This is a genomic window from Aerococcus viridans (assembly GCF_001543285.1).
Taxonomy (GTDB): Bacteria; Bacillota; Bacilli; order Lactobacillales; family Aerococcaceae; genus Aerococcus; species Aerococcus viridans.
In genome coordinates, this window is sequence record NZ_CP014164.1 from 1,130,762 (window position 1) to 1,149,886 (window position 19,125).

Annotated in this window: 14 protein-coding genes; 2 read left to right on the top strand and 12 right to left on the bottom strand. The window is 39.7% G+C overall.

Features of this window, described 5'->3' with window-relative positions; genetic code table 11:
- Nucleotides 1-11 precede the first annotated feature (11 nt).
- The 3 genes from AWM76_RS05455 to AWM76_RS05465 all read right to left on the bottom strand — a co-directional run bounded on the left by AWM76_RS05455 (nucleotide 12) and on the right by AWM76_RS05465 (nucleotide 3,227).
- A complete protein-coding gene (locus AWM76_RS05455; protein WP_003142637.1) occupies nucleotides 12-941 on the bottom strand; it encodes a manganese-dependent inorganic pyrophosphatase in 930 nt (309 codons plus the stop codon).
- Between the two features lie 132 nt (nucleotides 942-1,073).
- Complete coding sequence (locus AWM76_RS05460) at nucleotides 1,074-1,925, bottom strand: aldo/keto reductase (protein WP_003142636.1); 852 nt, start codon at nucleotides 1,923-1,925, stop codon at nucleotides 1,074-1,076.
- 120 nt (nucleotides 1,926-2,045) lie between these two features.
- On the bottom strand, nucleotides 2,046-3,227 hold the full coding sequence (locus AWM76_RS05465; protein WP_003142634.1) for an acetyl-CoA C-acetyltransferase: 1,182 nt from the start codon (nucleotides 3,225-3,227) through the stop codon (nucleotides 2,046-2,048).
- Between the two features lie 305 nt (nucleotides 3,228-3,532).
- On the opposite strand from AWM76_RS05465, the gene AWM76_RS05470 reads away from it, so the two are divergent.
- Nucleotides 3,533-4,882: an ISL3 family transposase gene (locus AWM76_RS05470; protein WP_060779354.1), complete on the top strand. Its 1,350-nt coding sequence runs from the start codon at nucleotides 3,533-3,535 to the stop codon at nucleotides 4,880-4,882.
- A 483-nt stretch (nucleotides 4,883-5,365) separates the two neighbouring features.
- Here the strand turns inward: AWM76_RS05470 and AWM76_RS05475 are convergent, their stop codons facing one another.
- The 3 genes from AWM76_RS05475 to parE all read right to left on the bottom strand — a co-directional run bounded on the left by AWM76_RS05475 (nucleotide 5,366) and on the right by parE (nucleotide 11,536).
- Complete coding sequence (locus AWM76_RS05475; protein WP_060779355.1) at nucleotides 5,366-6,685, bottom strand: IS1380 family transposase; 1,320 nt, start codon at nucleotides 6,683-6,685, stop codon at nucleotides 5,366-5,368.
- A 265-nt stretch (nucleotides 6,686-6,950) separates the two neighbouring features.
- Nucleotides 6,951-9,413 (bottom strand): DNA topoisomerase IV subunit A, encoded by a 2,463-nt coding sequence (gene parC / locus AWM76_RS05480; protein WP_003140851.1) that lies wholly within the window; start codon nucleotides 9,411-9,413, stop codon nucleotides 6,951-6,953.
- Entirely contained in the window at nucleotides 9,413-11,536 is a 2,124-nt protein-coding gene (gene parE, locus AWM76_RS05485; RefSeq protein WP_003140853.1) for a DNA topoisomerase IV subunit B, read from the bottom strand. Before parE ends, parC begins: the two co-directional genes overlap by 1 nt.
- A gap of 238 nt (nucleotides 11,537-11,774) precedes the next feature.
- Here parE and plsY point away from each other — a divergent pair, with 238 nt between their 5' ends.
- Nucleotides 11,775-12,377 (top strand): glycerol-3-phosphate 1-O-acyltransferase PlsY, encoded by a 603-nt coding sequence (plsY, locus tag AWM76_RS05490; RefSeq protein WP_003140854.1) that lies wholly within the window; start codon nucleotides 11,775-11,777, stop codon nucleotides 12,375-12,377.
- A 53-nt stretch (nucleotides 12,378-12,430) separates the two neighbouring features.
- Here the strand turns inward: plsY and xerC are convergent, their stop codons facing one another.
- From xerC to lepB, 6 genes are all read right to left on the bottom strand, one after another.
- Nucleotides 12,431-13,366 (bottom strand): tyrosine recombinase XerC, encoded by a 936-nt coding sequence (xerC, locus tag AWM76_RS05495; protein WP_003140855.1) that lies wholly within the window; start codon nucleotides 13,364-13,366, stop codon nucleotides 12,431-12,433.
- Between the two features lie 83 nt (nucleotides 13,367-13,449).
- Nucleotides 13,450-15,528, bottom strand: a complete 2,079-nt coding sequence (gene topA / locus AWM76_RS05500; protein ID WP_003140856.1) for a type I DNA topoisomerase — start codon at nucleotides 15,526-15,528, stop codon at nucleotides 13,450-13,452.
- A gap of 195 nt (nucleotides 15,529-15,723) precedes the next feature.
- Complete coding sequence (dprA, locus tag AWM76_RS05505; protein ID WP_106427257.1) at nucleotides 15,724-16,644, bottom strand: DNA-processing protein DprA; 921 nt, start codon at nucleotides 16,642-16,644, stop codon at nucleotides 15,724-15,726.
- 67 nt (nucleotides 16,645-16,711) lie between these two features.
- Nucleotides 16,712-17,521 carry a ribonuclease HII gene (locus AWM76_RS05510; protein ID WP_003140860.1) on the bottom strand — a complete coding sequence of 270 codons (810 nt, stop codon included), beginning with the start codon at nucleotides 17,519-17,521 and terminating at the stop codon, nucleotides 16,712-16,714.
- On the bottom strand, nucleotides 17,522-18,397 hold the full coding sequence (ylqF, locus tag AWM76_RS05515) for a ribosome biogenesis GTPase YlqF (protein WP_003140861.1): 876 nt from the start codon (nucleotides 18,395-18,397) through the stop codon (nucleotides 17,522-17,524).
- Between the two features lie 86 nt (nucleotides 18,398-18,483).
- Nucleotides 18,484-19,044: a signal peptidase I gene (lepB, locus tag AWM76_RS05520; protein WP_003140863.1), complete on the bottom strand. Its 561-nt coding sequence runs from the start codon at nucleotides 19,042-19,044 to the stop codon at nucleotides 18,484-18,486.
- Nucleotides 19,045-19,125: the final 81 nt, after the last annotated feature.

Here is a 19,125-nt window from a genome sequence, read left to right on the forward strand (position 1 = left end):
AAAAATCTTAATTAAAATGTTGCTTCTAATGGTGGTACAACTTGTTTTTTTCGAGATACAACGCCTGGTAAAGAAATTTGGTTGTCATTCACTTGACCGCCAAAGGCTTGTTCAGCATGTTTCATAAAGTCTTCAGAACCTACTAAAAGACCTTCTGAATCACTTGTTAAAATGTTTGTCACCACTAATAAGAATGCAGCATATTCGTTTTCAGATACTAAGTCTTTCATTGCTGAAATCACTTCGTCTTTACGTTTCAAGACATCGTCAACATCGACAACATTGATTTGACCAATACGTACTGGTTTACCGTCCATTTCAAACGATTTGGCATCGCCATCAGCAATTTCACTTGCAGATTTAGCGTCTACGTTTGTACCTGATTTCAATAAAGCTAAACCGTAAGCTTCAACATCGACGCCAGCAATCTCAGCTAAAGCTAAACCAACTTTCTTATCTTTTTCAGTTGTTGTTGGTGATTTGAATAATAAAGTATCAGAGATGATAGCCGATAGCATTAAACCAGCGATTTCTTTAGGGATTTCGATGCCTTTTTCTTGGAACAATTCGAAAATAATTGTTTGAGAACAACCGTATGGTTTTGCAATGAAAGTTAATGGTGCGGCACTTGTGAAATCACCGATTTTGTGGTGGTCAACAACTGAATGCACTTCAACTTCTGCTAAGTCGGCAACTGATTGTTGCGACTCGTTGTGGTCTACTAAAGCAACTGTACCTGTTTGCGTTCCAATAGATTCAATTACACGTGGTGCCTCTTGACCAAATTCATTCAAGGCATAGGCAGTTTCTTCGTTAACTTGTCCTAAGGCAACCGCTTCTGCTTCAAGTCCTTGTTTGTTTAATAAATAAGCATATGAAATAGCAGATGTAATGGCATCTGTATCTGGATTTTGATGTCCGAAAACTAAAATTTTATTCACGTTTATTGCTCCTTTTTGAATTCAATGATAATCACATTTTAACATAGATTAATTCGAAAAAAGGAACTTTTCGAAAAATCCGAAAAATTCCTTTTAAGTTGATTTTTTGACTATATTTCAGGTCATACTTGCCTAAAATTCTTGGTACACCGCTGGATCTTGGTTGGCTGCGCGGCCATCTGGCTTATCTAAACGGTCAAATACGGCCAAGTCTTCTTCATCCAGTTTGAAGTCAAAGAAGTCTAAGTTTTCAATTTGACGCGCTTTCTTGCTTGATTTAGGGATTGGCATAGCCCCTAATTGCGTTTGCCAACGTAAAATTGTTTGACCAGCCGACTTACCGTATTTAGCACCAACTGCTTTGATGTCTTCATTTTCTAAAACTGATTCATCAATTTTTTCATTTGCCCGAACAAAAGGTGACCAAGATTGAGTAATAATGCCCTTCTCCTCATGGTAAGCGCGTTGTGCTTTTTGTTGGAAGTAAGGGTGCATTTCTACTTGGTTAACCACTGGTAAGACGCCAGTTTCACGCTCAATGCGGTCAATATGTTCTGGTAAGAAGTTGCTGACACCTAGATTTTTGATGTAGCCACGACTTTGGGCTTCAATCAGTGCTTGCCAAGCTTCAACATAGTGGTCTTCTTTTGGATTTGGCCAGTGAATCAAGTAAAAATCATAGTGGTCTAAGTTAGCCCGCATTAATGATTCTTGAATAGTCACTAGGGCATCATCGTATTTGTGGTAACGACCAGGTAATTTTGAAGCCACTTGAATCTCGTCTCTTGGAATACCAGATCGGCGAATAGCTTCACCTACTGTTGCTTCATTTTCATAGTTGTAGGCTGAATCTAGGTAACGGTACCCTGCTTCTAAGGCTGACTGGATAGATTCTACCCCATCATATCCTTTAAGTTTGTAGGTACCAAAACCGATTTGTGGGACTTTGGTCCCATCATGCGCTGTATAAGTTGGTATTGTCATCGAATAGCTCCCTTCAAATTCTAAGTTATAATCTTAGTTTACCATGGACTCATTTGAGACCAAATCATTTGCTTGTGCAGGACTTTAAAGGTTGAAAAAGGTGCAAGTGCACACTACTTGTTAAACTTCTTGTTTTACAATGACGGATACCCCTTGACCGCCGCCCACACATAGGGTCGCTAAACCATAAACTGACTGACGTTTTTGCATTTCATGGATCAAAGTTACCAAGATACGGGCGCCTGACGCACCAATCGGATGACCAAGAGCAATTGCCCCACCGTTCACGTTAACCTTTTCAGCTGGCAATTCTAGGCTTGTGGTTACACATAAAGCTTGGGATGCAAAGGCTTCATTGGCCTCAATTAAATCTAGGTCTCCTGCTGTAATATTGGCCTTTTCTAAGGCCTTGATCGTTGTTGGGATTGGGCCTGTCCCCATAATAGAAGGATCTACCCCACCCGTTGCGTAAGAAGCAATAGATACCATGGGTTTAAGCCCTAGTTCATCAGCCTTACGCTTAGACATCAAGACAAGCATTGCTGCTCCATCATTGATACTTGATGAATTACCTGCTGTCACTGTTCCCTCCTCTTTAAAGGCTGGTTGCAATTTACCCAAACGTTTTGCTGTAATACCCGAACGTGGCCCTTCATCTTCAGCCACCACTTGCGTGCCATTTTTTTGTTGGATAGTCACTGGGACAATTTCTTCTGCAAAACGATCAGCCTCTTTCGCTGCTACAGCCTTGACTTGGCTAGCGGCTGCAAATTCATCTTGGGCTTCACGGGAAATCCCGTACTGGTCCGCAATATTTTCTGCTGTAATCCCCATCGCATCGTTTGAGAAGGCATCAGTTAGCCCATCGTGTAGCATAGTGTCAATCATTTGACCGTTACCCATACGCTGACCCCAACGAGCGGAATCAACCACGTATGGTGCGCGAGTCATATTTTCCGTACCACCTGCGACAACAATATCAGCGTCACCAAGCATGATAGCTTGTGCGCCCATCATGACAGTACGCAATCCTGAACCACAAACTTGGTTAATGGTTACGGCAGTTGATTCATTAGACAAACCTGATTTTAGGGCGACTTGGCGCGCAACATTTTGGCCAAGTCCTGCACTTAATACATTCCCCAAGATCACTTGTTCAACTTTTGTTGGGTCTAAGTCAATTGAAGCGAGTGTTTCTTTTAATACTTCTACCCCTAATTCAACTGCTGAGATGCCTTTAAATTGGCCACCAAATTTTCCAATTGCAGAACGTTTCGCTGCAACAATGACTACTTCTTCCATAAAACTCTCCTTTATCAACTATTCATTTTCTTGATCGAGATACGCGAATAAATGTTCATATCTTTCATTATAGCGAAGACTGCTACTAATATCTAGTTATGAATACTAAATTAAGTAATTATCGTTTTTCTCTAAGCTCAGCCTATAACAAAACGCCTACCAAAACAATAAAAATTGGTTCTATAATAAATAGTGTTGGTGAGATTTCATGTTGAATCTCATTGACACTATTTTTGTGTACGCAAAAAGGACATGATATCCTTAATGCATGTAAACTACGACGAATACAGAAAGAAGGAAAGATCATGTCCCATACATCTATTATAAAACAACTCTGCGGTATTTTCGACAATAATATCGATATTACAATACCAAAATCTATGCATCTGTTGCCACTTGAAAAGTATCATGAAATAAATCATTTCGTTTTACATGGGGTTCTTACGTACAAGCCTAAGGCTTGTATGCACTGTGGTGTAAAGAATACTGGTAATCAAGATATCATCAAACATGGCTTTAAACCAGCTATCATTAGATTACCGAACACAGCTACTAATCCTGTTTTACTTAAATTACAGAAGCAACGCTTTTATTGTAAACACTGTGCACAAACTTTTATCGCTGAAACACCATTAGTTGAAAAATTTTGCTGTATTTCTAAAACCATTAAAAGTCAAATTAGCTCCGAATTGATTGAAACGCAATCTATGCGGTTAATCGCTAAACGTTATCATGTCTCTTCTCCAACAGTGGCCAGAACTTTAATGAAAGCAAGTATGGGACTATCACCTAAGGGAAATTATCTCCCGAATCACCTCGGTGTAGATGAGTTTAAATCGACTAATCGTGTAGCCAATGCAATGAGTGCTGTCCTTGTGGACACGCATAATAGAAGGCTAATTGATATTGTCGTTGATAGAAAACAAGCGTCGCTCATCGATTACTTTTCTTCTTTTACCTGGACTGCCCGAAACAGCGTGAAGACAGTTTCGATTGATTTATATACACCTTATCTAGAGGTCATTCGCACATGTTTCCCTAATGCGAAGATTGTCATTGATCGATTCCATATAGTAAAGCTGTTGAATGAAACAATCAATTCTATTCGTATTAAAGTGATGAATGCTATCAAAACAAGCCGTCCATCGGACTACAAAAAACTCAAAAAACTCAAAAAACAATGGAAATTGTTGTTAAAGAATGCTGAAGATTTAAATTTCACGGATACACATTATGTTCGTCAATTTGGTGAAGCAATATCAGAACAACGTATTGTTGATTATCTTTTGAGTATCTCACACGAACTTTTAGTTACTTATACCCTGATGAATGAATTAAAATATGCCATTTCAACTCATGATATCAATATTTTTAATGAAATCTTACATGGGACTAAGAACCACACTTTGCCAAGTCGTACGAGAAGAACCATCAAAACATTAGTCAAATTCTTGCCTTATATACACAACGCCTTAAAATATACTGTATCAAATGGTCCTACCGAAGGTATTAACAATAAAATTAAATTAATTAAACGAACAGGTTTTGGATATTCGAACTTCCATCATTTACGTGCAAGAATTTTAGTCCAATTCAAATTAAATTACAAACCATCCAATCCTAAACCATATACATTTGAGGGGATAGCAAGTTAACCCAGGGATAGTGGTATATTTTTGAATAAAGAGAATAAAGAGGACTGAAAGTATACGTCCTTAGCCGTGAACAAGCATGAAATCGAGACTAAGGCTCGATTTCAAAGTAGAGAGACCTTGGCTCTCATTGGTGCCACGGCTTTTAAGGAACGTACACTGAAGGATAAAACACCATTTGTTAGAAATGTTATCTCATTGGTCACTTCCCTTGCCTAAAGGCAAGTAAAAAGCCAAACACATCACAGCGTGCATGGCTTTAACTTTATTGATTTCTTAATTATTCCTGAATAATTCATAGCTCTAAATTTAAGCTATTTTTTTGAACAAAGTGCCTATATTTAAATTAGGCTGATACATTCTTCCAAAATAATGTGTTTTCGAACAGGATATCTACGGAAGAAGGCTATAATAAAAATTATTTGTCTATTTAAGGGCAGACTGACCCCTTGGAAAAATAGATTAAAAATTTTTACGATAACTAGCCTAAATCCATTGCCTAAATCGCCGTAGGCGTTCAAAAACCTTATAAAATTCAGTTTGATACACATGATAACTCGACAGTTTGAGATAGACTTGTCTACCTGTTTTAATGAGTTTTCCGGCAACTTTAAGCAATGTTAGTCGGATGGAATGAATAGTCATCCCTTGGTTCTTTTTATCAAAGCCGATAGTCTTTAGACAGTTGATGAGGTTGTATGCAAGCAGACTAATCATCATTCTGACATGATTTTCTAAGAAGCGTGGACTATCTGTTTTATCGAAATAAAAGCCACCTTTCGCTTCTTTGATGAAATTCTCCATTGTCCCTCGCTTGCCGTAAAGAGAGAATATGACTTCAGGTGAGACATTATCGGATAGATTAGTCACAATGAATGCGTGTTGAAAGAGGAGTTCTCCTGCTTCACGGATTGATCGAATACAGACACGACGGGGGTTCGACCATGATTGTGCTTGATAAGGCATTGAAAAATACTGAACTTCCCGATCTTCCCATTTTTGGTTATCCCCGTAAAGAACGGATTGCTCAGCTAATTGACTTAACCTCCGATTGTTCTTTAATCGGATCACATACTGACTTTCATTTTCTTCACAAGACTCATACACCTCTGGTGTTGCGAAGCCGCTGTCTCCACGAACCAATATGTCACTATTCGGTATGGATTCATTGTAGTGGTGTAACAATGGGTCGATAAAGGCTTTCACCCCTTTAGATGTGTACTGATTACCTGAACGCAGTTCAGCTTTTAAGAAATCTCCAGTCAGTCCGTCAAAGGCAACTAATGGGTGGTAGCCGTAGGTTTGATAATGTGCATTATAATCTGTTTGTTCTTGATGGCCAAAGGTATCTGAATGAGTGGAATCGAGATCAATGATTAACTCGGTGTCATTGCGAATCAAACGCGCTTTATCAATGAGCGACTGATTTAATGATTGTAATTGACCCACATTTTCTGTGGTGAAACGATCCAGAAACCGTGAAATTGACGATTGTGAGGCTAATTGTTTTCTGCCTAACACCATTTGAAAGACTGGATCATGTCGTAACAGATTAGCTGACGAGTCTGCCGAATAACCAGCAATCAGTTGCATAATGAGCTGTTCTAATATCGCTAAATTATCATGCGTGTAGTAAGCACGGTTGTCTTTAATGTCCAGAAGTGATTTTGCCAAATCAGAAAACTTGAAGGTATCCATTACTTCTTTAACTAAGACTAAACCCGAATCACTCGATAAACGACCACCTGTATGCGAAATGATTATGTTTGAATTGAATTTTACCTGGTTTTTGTGTAAGCTAATCATGAAGAGAACTCCTTTCTTATGGTTGGTTTAGACACCTTTACCATATCAGAATGGGGTTCTTTTTTCATCACTTAATAGGTGAAAATGAAAAAGTAAATTTAAGCTGCCGTTAGGCAGTTGGCACATGTTTTCAACGAAAAGTATGAATTGTTCAGGTTATTATTAAAAACTAAAAAACGTATTCGTGTGCTTTGAAATTATTTACCAACACTATTTGTAAAAGAACCTAAAAATTTGGCAGGCGTTCGGATTCTTAATTGAAAATTTATTTTTCCGGATCAAAAGACGTGAAGTCGATTAACGGTGTTACTAAGCTAATTTGACCATGGTCTTTCTCATCTACAAGCATAGATCCGTTTGAATAACGGTTGGCAATTGCCACGTCACCAGCTCTAAACATTTCTCGATGAGATTGACTTGTAACAACTTCAAATATTTGATTAGTATCAATGACTTCAAAGGCAGCAACAAAACGATGCGGGTTTGATTTCAATTCTTTTAAGGCCACTAAACCACGCTTAGCACGACCAAGAACGTTAATTTCAGCCCATTTCAATCGTTTCATATGCCCTCTCTGGGTCACCATCATCAATTGCAAGTTATCATCTGGAACGGCTGCGTATGACAATCCAACCACATAATCATCTTGTTTCAGGTTAATGGATTTAACACCTTTAGCACGCACACCAATAATTGAAATTTCATCAATGCTGTATCTTAAGGTAAAACCAAAATGCGTCACTAAAATGACTTGGGCTTGGCTTTGGTCAGTTGCGCCGTCAATACGGTAGACACCAATTACTTGGTCAGTGTCAGAAGATAAATTCATCGCTAAAGATGATTTGTTTTTATAACCGCGGAATTCTTTGAATTCTGACAAGGCCGTTTGTTTAATCATACCAGCCGCTGATGCGAGCAAGAGGTTATCTTTGCTGTTTTCATCGTATTTAAAGACACCGATAATTGATTCGTCACTCGCAAAAGCAATTCTTTGCGAAACATGCTCCCCTAAGTCTTTCCAACGGATGTCTTGTAATTCATAAACTGGTTGGAAGATGTAGTTCCCTTTATTGGTTATGAATACTAATTGGTCCAAAGTAGACATTTTTTCAAGGAATTGGACATGGTCTCCGTCTCGTAAACCAACTTCTTCAATACCAGAAGCTTTAAACGACCGCAGACTAGATCGTTTGATATAACCACCACGGGTTACAACAACGACAACATCCTCCTCAGGAATTAATAATTGTTTCTTAACGATGACTTCTTGGATTTCATCTTGAATCTCGGTACGACGTTCAGAAGCGTAAGCTTTCTTAATCGCTTTGAGTTCAGACTTCATTCGGCCATATAGGACTTTGTCGTCAGATAAGATTGCTTGGTAAGCAGCAATATCCTCATTTAATTGCAGTCGTTCATTCTCCAAGGCAGTAACGTCTGTATTGGTTAAACGGTACAATTGTAGGCTTACGATGGCTTCTGCTTGGGCTTCTGAAAAATCAAAAGCTTCAATCAAGTTGTATCTAGAGTCTGATTTGTTCTTAGAGTTTCTAATCGTCGCAATCACTTGGTCTAAAATAGACATGGCTTTGACCAATCCGTCTACGATATGTAAACGACGTTGGGCCTTGTTTAAATCAAAGGTTGTCCGGCGACGAATAATTTCATACCGGTGGCCGATATAAGCATTTAAAGCTTCTCTAATCCCGACTAATTCAGGACGTTGGTCATTAATGGCCACCATGTTGAAGTTATAGTTAATTTGCAGATCAGAATTTTTGTAGAAGTAGTTTAGGATGGCATCAGAACTCGCATCCTTTTTCAATTCAATCACGATTTGTAGGCCGTTACGATCTGTTTCATCGCGGACTTCTTGAATACCGTCAATTGACCGGTTCAACCGTAACTCATCCATCCGGCGCACTAGGTTAGCCTTATTCACTTCATATGGAATTTCCGTGATCACGATTTTCTCTTTACCACCGCGGTCTGTTTCAATATGGTGTTTAGACCGAACAACGACTTTCCCGCGTCCAGAAGTATAAGCTTTCTTCAACTCTTCTTTCCCTTGGATAATAGCCCCTGTTGGGAAATCTGGTCCAGGAACAAAGTCCATCAACTTGTTGATTGTGGCATTTGGATGGTCGATTAAATAAGTTGTTGCATCAATAATTTCACCTAGATTATGCGGCGGAATTTCAGTGGCGTAACCCGCTGAAATACCAGTTGCCCCGTTAACCAAAAGGTTTGGGAAACCTGCCGGTAAAACAGTTGGTTCTTCAGCCGTGTCATCAAAGTTTAGGATCATTTCGACCGTGTCTTTATCAAGATCACGCAATAATTCATCAGCAATCTTCGATAAACGGGCTTCTGTATACCGCATGGCAGCTGCAGAGTCACCGTCCATAGACCCGTTATTCCCGTGCATTTCTACTAAAACTTCACGGTTCTTCCAGTCTTGAGACATACGGACCATGGCTTCATAAACTGATGAATCACCGTGTGGGTGGTAGTTACCAATTACATTACCGACTGTTTTGGCCGATTTACGGAAGTTTGAAGAAGAAGTATTCCCCTCTTGAAACATCGCGAATAAAATCCGGCGTTGAACTGGTTTTAATCCATCCCGAATATCAGGTAGCGCCCGGTCTTGGATGATGTATTTAGAATACCTTCCAAAACGGTCACCCATTACCTCTTCTAATGTTAATTTTTGAATTTCAACCATTAATAATCACCATCTTCATCAAATAAATTAATTTGCCCACCAGCTAAGTCATCCACATCTTCATTAGCAGTGACACTGGTTTGATTTTGGTTTTCTAAAATCTCGACAACTTCCTCCTTGTCGCCAGCATCATTATCTGAGGCATTTTCAAGTAGGGTATCTTCTTCATCCATGGTGAAGGCCACATTGTCTTCAATCCATTTCCGTCTAGGTTCAACCTTATTCCCCATTAAAACAGATACCCGTTTTTCAGCTAGGGATAAATCGTCAATTGTTACCCGGACTAGGGTACGTGTTTCAGGATCCATAGTCGTTTCCCATAATTGGTCCGCATTCATCTCACCCAAACCTTTGTAACGTTGTAAGATATAGCCTTTGCCGACTTTATCAGTCACAGCTTTTAACTCGTCATCCGTCCAAGCGTATTCAGTGATCTCGTTTTTCCCTTTACCCTTAGACACCTTATACAAGGGTGGCATAGCAAGATAGACTTTGCCCGCCTCTACTAAAGGTTTCATATAGCGGAAGAAAAAGGTCAACAGTAGCACCTGGATATGGGCCCCATCGGTATCGGCATCGGTCATGATGATGACTTTATCGTAGTTGGCATCCTCAACCTCAAATTCAGCCCCTACACCTGCACCAATGGTATAGATAATGGTGTTCAACTCTTCATTTTTTAAAATATCTTGTATGCTGGCTTTTTCAGTGTTTAATACCTTACCACGTAATGGCAAGATCGCCTGGAATTTACGGTCCCGCCCTTGTTTAGCCGAACCGCCGGCAGAATCCCCCTCCACTAGGAACAGTTCATTCTTCTTGGCATTACGGCCCTGTGCCGGCGTTAATTTACCAGATAATAGGACTTCCTTACGTTTCCCCTTAGCGCCACGTGACGCTTCACGGGCTTTACGGGCAGCATCTCTCGCTTCACGTGCTTTTAAAGCTTTGCGGACCAGCATTTGTGCTGTTTCCCCGTTTTCAATTAGGTAAACCGCTAAGTTTTCAGATACGATTTTATCAGAAGCTGAACGCGCTTGTGGTGTCCCTAATTTAGACTTGGTTTGCCCTTCAAACTGCAAGATTTCTTCAGGAACCCGTAGCGATAAGACAGCTGTATACCCTTCTCGTACGTCAGATCCTTCAAGGTTCTTTTCTTTAGTCTTCAACAAGTCCACCTTACGGGCGTATTCATTGAAAGACTTAGTTAAACCTGTTCGCATCCCCGATTCATGGGTCCCGCCATCTGCAGTTCTTACGTTATTGACGAATGATAAGACTGTTTCCGAATAACCATCGTTATATTGGAAGGCCAATTCGATTTCAATCCCGTTTTCAACCCCTTGGAAAAAGACGACATCATGTAAAACGTCCTTGTCTTCATTTAAGTAATCGACAAAGGCCTTAATCCCTTCTGCATAATGGAAGGTTTCCTCAGTTTCGTTGATTTCATCAATAAAGTCGATACGTAAGTCTTTTAATAAAAAGGCTGATTCCCGTAAGTGTTCCCGAATAGTTGACGGGTCAAATTTAATATTGCCAAAAATTTCAGCATCCGGATAAAATTGGATTTTAGTGCCGGTGTTTTTGCTTTTAAAGGCTTTTGTTTTGGGTTTGCCTGGTTTACCACCATTGGTAAATTCCTGGTAGTATTCCTTGCCGTCCCGGTGAACTGTGGCAATAAATTTGCTGGACAAGGCATTTACTACAGATGAACCTACACCGTGTAGACCCCCTGAAGTTTTATAGCCTGAACCACCGAATTTACCACCCGCATGAAGGACCGTTAAGATGACCTCAACAGTCGGCTTACCGCTAGTATGTTTACCAATCGGCATCCCACGTCCATTATCGGTAACAATTGCTGAACCGTCTTTAGCAAGGGTTACTGTAATATGGTCAGCATATCCACTAAAGGCCTCGTCAATTGAGTTATCGACAATCTCATACACTAAATGGTGTAAACCACGTGCATCTGTTGACCCGATATACATACCAGGACGTTTTCTAACTGCTTCCAGGCCTTCTAATACCTGGATCGAACTTTCATCATAAGTTGATTTATTATTTTGGTTTGTTGGTTTGGCCAAATCGTTTACCCCACTTTCAATCTTTTTCATCATATATTAAAACCGCTGATTTGCCAAATAGAATCAATATCAATAGGCCCATTTATTTGCGGGTAACTCATCCATTATAGCCTAAAATATTCGAAAGAAAGAAAATATTCTTGGGAAAATTTTGATTTTCATAACTAGCTAATTAGGTTTGCAATATTTAAATTTGTCTCATATAACTGTATTCTTTCCAATTAATGATATAATGTAAGGAGTCCATAGATTTATTGAAAGGAATTAAATCATGTTAACGATTCTATTACTAGTCATCGCTTACCTATTGGGATCTATTCCCTTTGGTTTAGTTATCGGCAAACTCATCTATAAAAAAGATATTCGCCAATTCGGCTCAGGAAATATCGGTACGACAAATGCCTTCCGAGCTTTTGGGACCACTGGAGGCGTCCTTGTTTTCATCTGTGATATGGTAAAAGGGGCAATACCCGTCTTACTAGCCATCCGGTTGAATCTTGGCTTACACCCTTTACTATTTGGTGGTATGGCCATCGTTGGTCACTCATTCCCACTATTCCTGAAATTTAATGGTGGTAAAGCAGTAGCAACCTCATTTGGTGTAGTTTTAGCCTATCATCCGGTATTTGCCTTGATTTCAATCGCATCATTCTTTGTATCCTTATTCATCACGAGTATGGTAAGCTTCTCCTCTATCTTTGCGGTGATTTTTGCAACGATTTTAAGCTTATTCTACCAAGACTTGGGTTTAACAATTGCGGCTGTTTTAGTCTTAATCCTGGTTGTTGTCCGTCATAAAGATAACATTAAACGGATTCGTCAAGGGACAGAGTCAAAAGTGCCCTTTGGTTTAAACAAAGCCAAGAAAAAATAAATGAATCAAAATCAATAAAATAAAGAGCGATCCCAGATTAGCACTTCAACAAGCTAATCTTTGGGGTGCTCTTTTTTCTGCTTGGCATGAGGATGAAACTGTAGGTAATTATCCCGCAATTTTTCCTTAGATAAATGGGTGTAGATTTGTGTCGTGGATAAGGAAGCATGGCCTAGTAGCTCTTGAACAGTTCTTATATCCGCCCCATTGTTGAGTAAATGAGTGGCAAATGAATGCCTTAATTTATGGGGATGGATGGACAAAGTGGTGGCTGAATTTTTGACAATTTGGTCTAAAATGTAAGCAATCCCCTGGCTAGTCAACTGTTCGCCCTTGTAATTGACGAACAAAAACACATGTTCGTTATCCTCGTAATGGCCCTTAGCCATGAGCTGGCTTCTACCATTTTCCAGGTAATCTACTAAGGCGTCGTGGCAAAATGATCCAATTGGTACATATCGGTCTTTGTTGCCTTTCCCACGCAAGAGGACCATATCGGCTGTTAAGTCTACTTGATTGATGGCTAAGTCTCTTACTTCAGAAACCCGGGCTCCTGTCCCATACAAGAATTCTAACAAGGCACGGTTTCTAAGGGCAATTGGATCGCTTCCTTGGACAGAATCAAATAATGACTGAATTTCTGATTCGTAGAAAAAATCAGGCAATTTAAGGCCAGTTTTAGCAGTTTTTACATAATTAAATGGGTTTTCACTGACCAATTCACGATCAAGCAGCAAATTGTAGGCAGAACGCAAACTGGATAGGTGGCGGGAAATAGATTTCCTTGACAGACCACCCCGCTGCAAATTACCTAGGTAGATCCGGATATCCCTGTAAGCCACTTGGTCTAATTGGGCTATACCCGCATCCTTCATAAATGCCTGAAAGTTGTCTAAATCAGCCATGTAAGCCTTGATGGTTTCTGGTGAATATTGTTTTTCATGGGTTAAATAGTCGCTGAATAAATTTTTAATGTCATCTTTTGGCATAAAAAAACACCCTCTCTATTAGTGGCTAAAATATACCACAACAAAAAGGATGTTTTCAAATTTTGACATTATTTTTAGAAGGCTTACGCTTCTACTGCTTCACCTTTTTGCACGTCTTCTTCGTAGTCACCGTTTGGACAAACGATTTGTTTACCACCACGGATTTTCTTCTCAACCAAGTAATGGTCACATTTTGGACATGCACGACCGATTGGTTTGTTCCAGTCAGTGAAGTCACAGTCTGGGTATCTAGAGCAACCGTAAAAGATACGATTTTTCTTCGATTTACGTTCAACTACTTGACCTTCATGACATTTCGGACAAGTTACACCTATCTCTTTCACAATAGCTTCGGTGTGGCGACAGTCTGGGAAGTTGGCACAAGCATAGAATTTCCCAAAACGACCCATTTTAATGACCATTTCACCGCCATCAACTGGACATTTAAAGCCAGCTGGTTCATCTTTGATTTCAATTTTTTCCATTTCCACTTCTGCTTTTTCAAGCTCTTTTTGGAATGGTTTAAAGAAAGAATCGATGACTTCAACCCATTCTTTTTGGTCTGTTTCAATTTCATCTAATTCTTTTTCAAGATCAGCTGTAAATGATGTATCCACGATTTCTGGGAAGAATTCAGCGATCATCTTATCGACAATTTCACCTAGTTCAGTTGGTTCAAATCGTTTGGCTTCTAATTTTACGTAGTAGCGCTTGATCAGTGTTTCGATGGTTGGTGAGTATGTTGACGGACGGCCAACACCATCTTCTTCTAGTTTTTTGATTAAAGAAGCCTCAGTATAGCGAGCTGGTGGTTGGGTGAAGTGTTGACTTGGTTCTAAGTCTTTAGACTTCACTGTTTCACCGTTGACTAATTCTGGTAATATATTGTCTTTGTTGTTAGCTTCTGTATAAACTTTTTGATAACCTTCAAACTTAATTTTAGAACCATTTGCTCTAAAAGTCGCTTGATTTTGTACCAAATCAGCAGATACAGTGTCATAGATAGCTGGTGCCATTAGACTGGCCATAAAACGAGACCAAATCAATGAATACAAACGGAATTGATCACGAGACAAGTAATCTTTAACAGCATCCGGTGTCCGGTCAGCTGATGAAGGACGAATCGCTTCATGGGCATCTTGTGACCCTTGGGCTTGCTTACTTGCTGCTTGGTAACCTAAGTATTCCTTACCATAAGTATTGGTAATATATGATGTTGCACCGGCTTTAGCTGAATCAGAGATACGGGTTGAATCGGTACGCATATAAGTAATCAAACCAACTGGCGCTCCGCTACCTAGTTTGATCCCTTCATATAGTTGTTGGGCTACCATCATAGTTTTACGGGTCCGGAAGTTTAATTTTTTTGCCGCTTCTTGCTGCATTGATGAGGTGGTAAAAGGTTTTTGCGGATTACGCTTACGTTCTTTTTCCGTCACGTTTTCAACTGTGAAGTCTTGGGTTTTAATTTCCGCCATGAACGCTTTTACATCCGCTTCGTTTTTCAAATCAAGTTTTTTTCCCTTGAATTTTGAAGCATTAGCTTTAAATGTCTTACGGTCTTTAATAAATGACCCTTCAACTGTCCAATACTCTTCAGGTTTGAAGGCACGAATTTCATTTTCCCGGTTTATAATCATATGTAAAGCAACGGATTGTACCCGACCAGCGGATAACCCTTTCTTTACTTTCTTCCATAACATCGGGGATAAATTGTAACCTACTAAACGGTCTAACACACGGCGAGCTTGTTGAGCGTCTACAAGGTCCATATTAATTGGACGTGGGTTTGCGATTGCCTCTTTAACAGCTTCTTTGGTTACCTCATTATAGGTTACACGGATTGGGTCTTCAGGGTTTAAGCCTAAGATGTGGGCTAAATGGAAGGCAATTGCTTCCCCTTCACGGTCCGGGTCACTCGCAAGAAAGACTTTTTCAGCTTTCTTTGCATCTTTGCGTAACTCTTTAATCAAAGGGCCCTTACCACGGATATTGATGTAGTCTGGTTGATATTCATTTTCAATATCAATACCCATACGCGATTTTGGTAAATCACGTAAATGACCTTTGCTAGCTACAACTCTATAATTTCTACCTAAATACTTATCTATAGTTTTGGCTTTCGTCGGAGATTCTACGATTACTAAATATTTATATGCCAACGACAAGCTCCTTTCTGATATCCATTTCTAAATCGCTTTACATATTATGCTAGAAGATTAGCATTTGTCAAATACGAAAATTAATAGCTACAAATGAATATATAACCTAAAGATAAAATAAGCAAGCAATATATGCACATTTCATATAGAAGAAAGTTATTTGTTGACAAATTGAAAGGCAAAAATTAAGTTTTTCTATACATTGAAAAACAAGTCGCGCAAAATTTCTGAAGCTTTTAATGCCGGCGTTGCGCCGTAGTAAATTAATTGGTTGGTACCCACAGATAAAGCATTCGAAATAGGCCCTGGTACGGCAAAAACTAGTCTATTTTCTTGTAAGGCATAATTAGCCGTAATCAACGAACCAGATTTTTCTGCCGCCTCAATGACCATAGTTGCTTGACTGAGTCCTGCAATAGCTAGATTTCGGTAAGGGAAATGCCAGCGTTGAATTTTAGCGTGGTTGGGTAGTGGTGAAACGAGCAAATGGTCTTGGGCAATTACTGCCTGCAACTTATAGTGGTCACTTGGGTATGAAGTCAACAAGCCCGTGCCAATAATGGCAATAGTATCTCCATGTGCCATCGCTTGTTTGTGGGTATAGGCGTCCACCCCTTTAGCTAAGCCAGAGACAATGACTACTGCTTCACTTAATTCAGGGATTAATTGGTCAATAGCTGATTTACCGTAAGCAGTCATTTGTCTAGACCCCACAACAGCCATAGCAGTTTTTTGAAAAAGAGCTAAATTCCCCTGACAAAATAAAACTAAATTAGGTTGGTAGGTTTGCAGTAAGGCCTTCGGATATGTTAGCGTATCAAGGATGGTCACCGGATGAATATGGTAGCGCGTGTACAATTTTCTAAAATAAGCAAGTGAATACTTTTGCTTGAATCGTCCCCAAGCCTTTGATTTCTGTGTATCTTGAAGACCTTGTATATGCCTGTCTAATTCTTCAAGTGTTGTCACTTGGGCTTGAATAATATCGGCCAATTCCCGGTAGGTAAATATACCAGATTCAAAGGCATAAACCAGCATAGATTCCGTCATAGCTAAGACATCTTCCTCGTTTTTTAACATCATATCAATATACGGATTTTCAATTTCAAATAACAAAAAACCACCCCTTTACATGTATATACGTAGGAGGTGGTTGAATTTGACTAATTAGATTGACTGATCTTTATAAATAATTTTTAACTGGGGCAAAAGTCTTGCGATGAATGGGACTTGGACCGTATTTTTTTAAACCGTCTAGATGTTGTTTAGTACCGTACCCAGCATTGGCTTCAAAACCGTATCCTGGATATAGGTCTGCATATTCCGCCATCAAGTTATCCCGGTATTCTTTGGCATAAATGGACGCTGCTGCAATGGCATAAACCGTCGCATCTCCCTTAATAATAGCTTCTTGAGGTGCCTTCTTGTAGTCATTCAAATGGACCGCGTCGATTAAGACATAATCAGGTGCCGGATGCAATTGGTTTAAAGCAGACATCATGGCTTGCTTTGTGGCAATTAAAATATTGCTTTGGTCAATGTCTTCAGCCGTTTGGATCCCGATTGTTTTTGCGATAGCATATTTTTCAATGTCTGCCACCAAAGCTTGGCGTTTTGTATGAGATAACTGTTTAGAGTCATTAAAGTAGACAGGCGGCATGTCACTAGGCAAAATAACGGCACTAGTGACAACCGGACCTGCTAAGGGACCACGTCCAACTTCATCCACCCCAGCAATCAATTGGTAGCCTTGTTGACGTAATTCGTTTTCTCGCGTTTTTAGCTGTTCAATCTGGTCTAAGATCGCTTGTTGCTTAAGTAAGGCTTTGTCATAGCGTAATAAGGCATTTTGCACTCCTTTACGGCTATCTTCTCGTAAAGCTTGTACGTAGACTGGGTCAACTTCATTTGAGGCCAAGTAGGTTTGAATTTGACCGATTTTTAAATCACCTAAGTCTGCGAGGTTAAAAGCTCTCTTTTTCTCGTCAGTCATTTAATCACTTACCTCAATATTTTCTGAAATTTGATATTCTTCAATCCGGTCTAGGGTCATACGACCCAATTTACCGTCTCTGTAGTCACGGATAATCTTGTCTGATGCCCGGTCGTAGTCTTCTAACATGCCCATACGCTTGGTTAAGGCCATCAATAGGTCTGGATACGGTGGGTGGACGTCCTCAGCCTTGATTGGGTAGTGGTTGCTGATGGCATCCGGGTAATAATGTAGGAAGAATTCTAGGGCGAATAAAGCGACGTCATCCTTGTAGAAATGGGTGTCTTTAATGCCACCAGTTAGGGCCAATTTATCGGCAACTTCCTGGTCTTCAAATTTCGGCCATAAGATACCTGGCGTGTCCAATAGTTCAAAATCTTTATCGATTTTAATCCATTGTTGGCCTTTTGTAACCCCTGGTTTATTCCCTACTTGGGCTTTCTTTTGCTTGGTGAACTGGTTGATAAAGGTTGACTTACCAACGTTTGGAATCCCAATAACCATTACCCGGATTGACTTGTGTAGAATGCCCTTGTTGCGCCATTTGTCTTGGATGTCTTGGGTAAAATCTTTTAATGCTTGGCGGAAAATTTTCATATCGCCTAGTTTTTTAGAATCCAAAGCGATAGCTAATTTGTTTTCGCCGCTAAGGGCTTTGACCCATTCTTTGGTTTGTTGGGGGTCGGCCAAATCTTGTTTATTTAAAACAATCATGTGGCGTTTATTTTTAATAATTTCATCTAACATGGGATTCATACTAGCTGTTGGAATACGGGCGTCCCTAATTTCAAGGACGATATCCACTGCGTTAAGTTGACTTTGAACCTCTTTTTTCGCCTTAGCCATATGGCCAGGATACCATTGAATATGTGCCATGGTTAAGCTCCTTTCATTTAAAAAAGTTGGCTAAGTGCGCCAACTTTTTAATGCATATTTGTGACTGTTTTTATACCTACCTATTACTATTGTACACTACCGAAGTCGGAAAATGGCCAATATCTAAAGTGCGTTGTTCCTTCCACGCTGTCAGCATCAATAAAACCGAAGTAACGAGAGTCATGAGACACTTCCCGGTTGTCTCCTAATACGAAGTACATGCCTTCTGGAACAGTTGTTTCGCCGGTAATTTCTTCAAGGGTGAAGTCATTGGTAAAAGTTGTATCATCTGGGAATCGTTCAAAGTAGTCTTCTTTAATAGAATCTAAATAAGGCTCATCAATTGCTTCGTCGTTGATATATAAAACATCATCTTTGTATTCAATTGTGTCACCTGGAACCCCGATAATCCGTTTCACATACTCGTCGCCAGACCCATCTGGTGCAGGGAAAACGACAATATCTGATTGGTCAATTTCATCTGTTAAACTTAGGACAAACCGGTCCCCATCTATCATTGTGTTGGCCATTGAATCGCCGTCTACTCTAAAGGGATAGAAGAAATATGTTCTAACCACCCAGAAGATAACAAGCGCGATCACAACTGAAATCACAACTGAAAATACTTCATCAAAAAACTTTTTCATAAGGTCAATCCTTTTCACTGGGTTCTATTACCCATTCTTTTAGCATATTTATTTATATCTATAGCACCCTACCATTTTGCC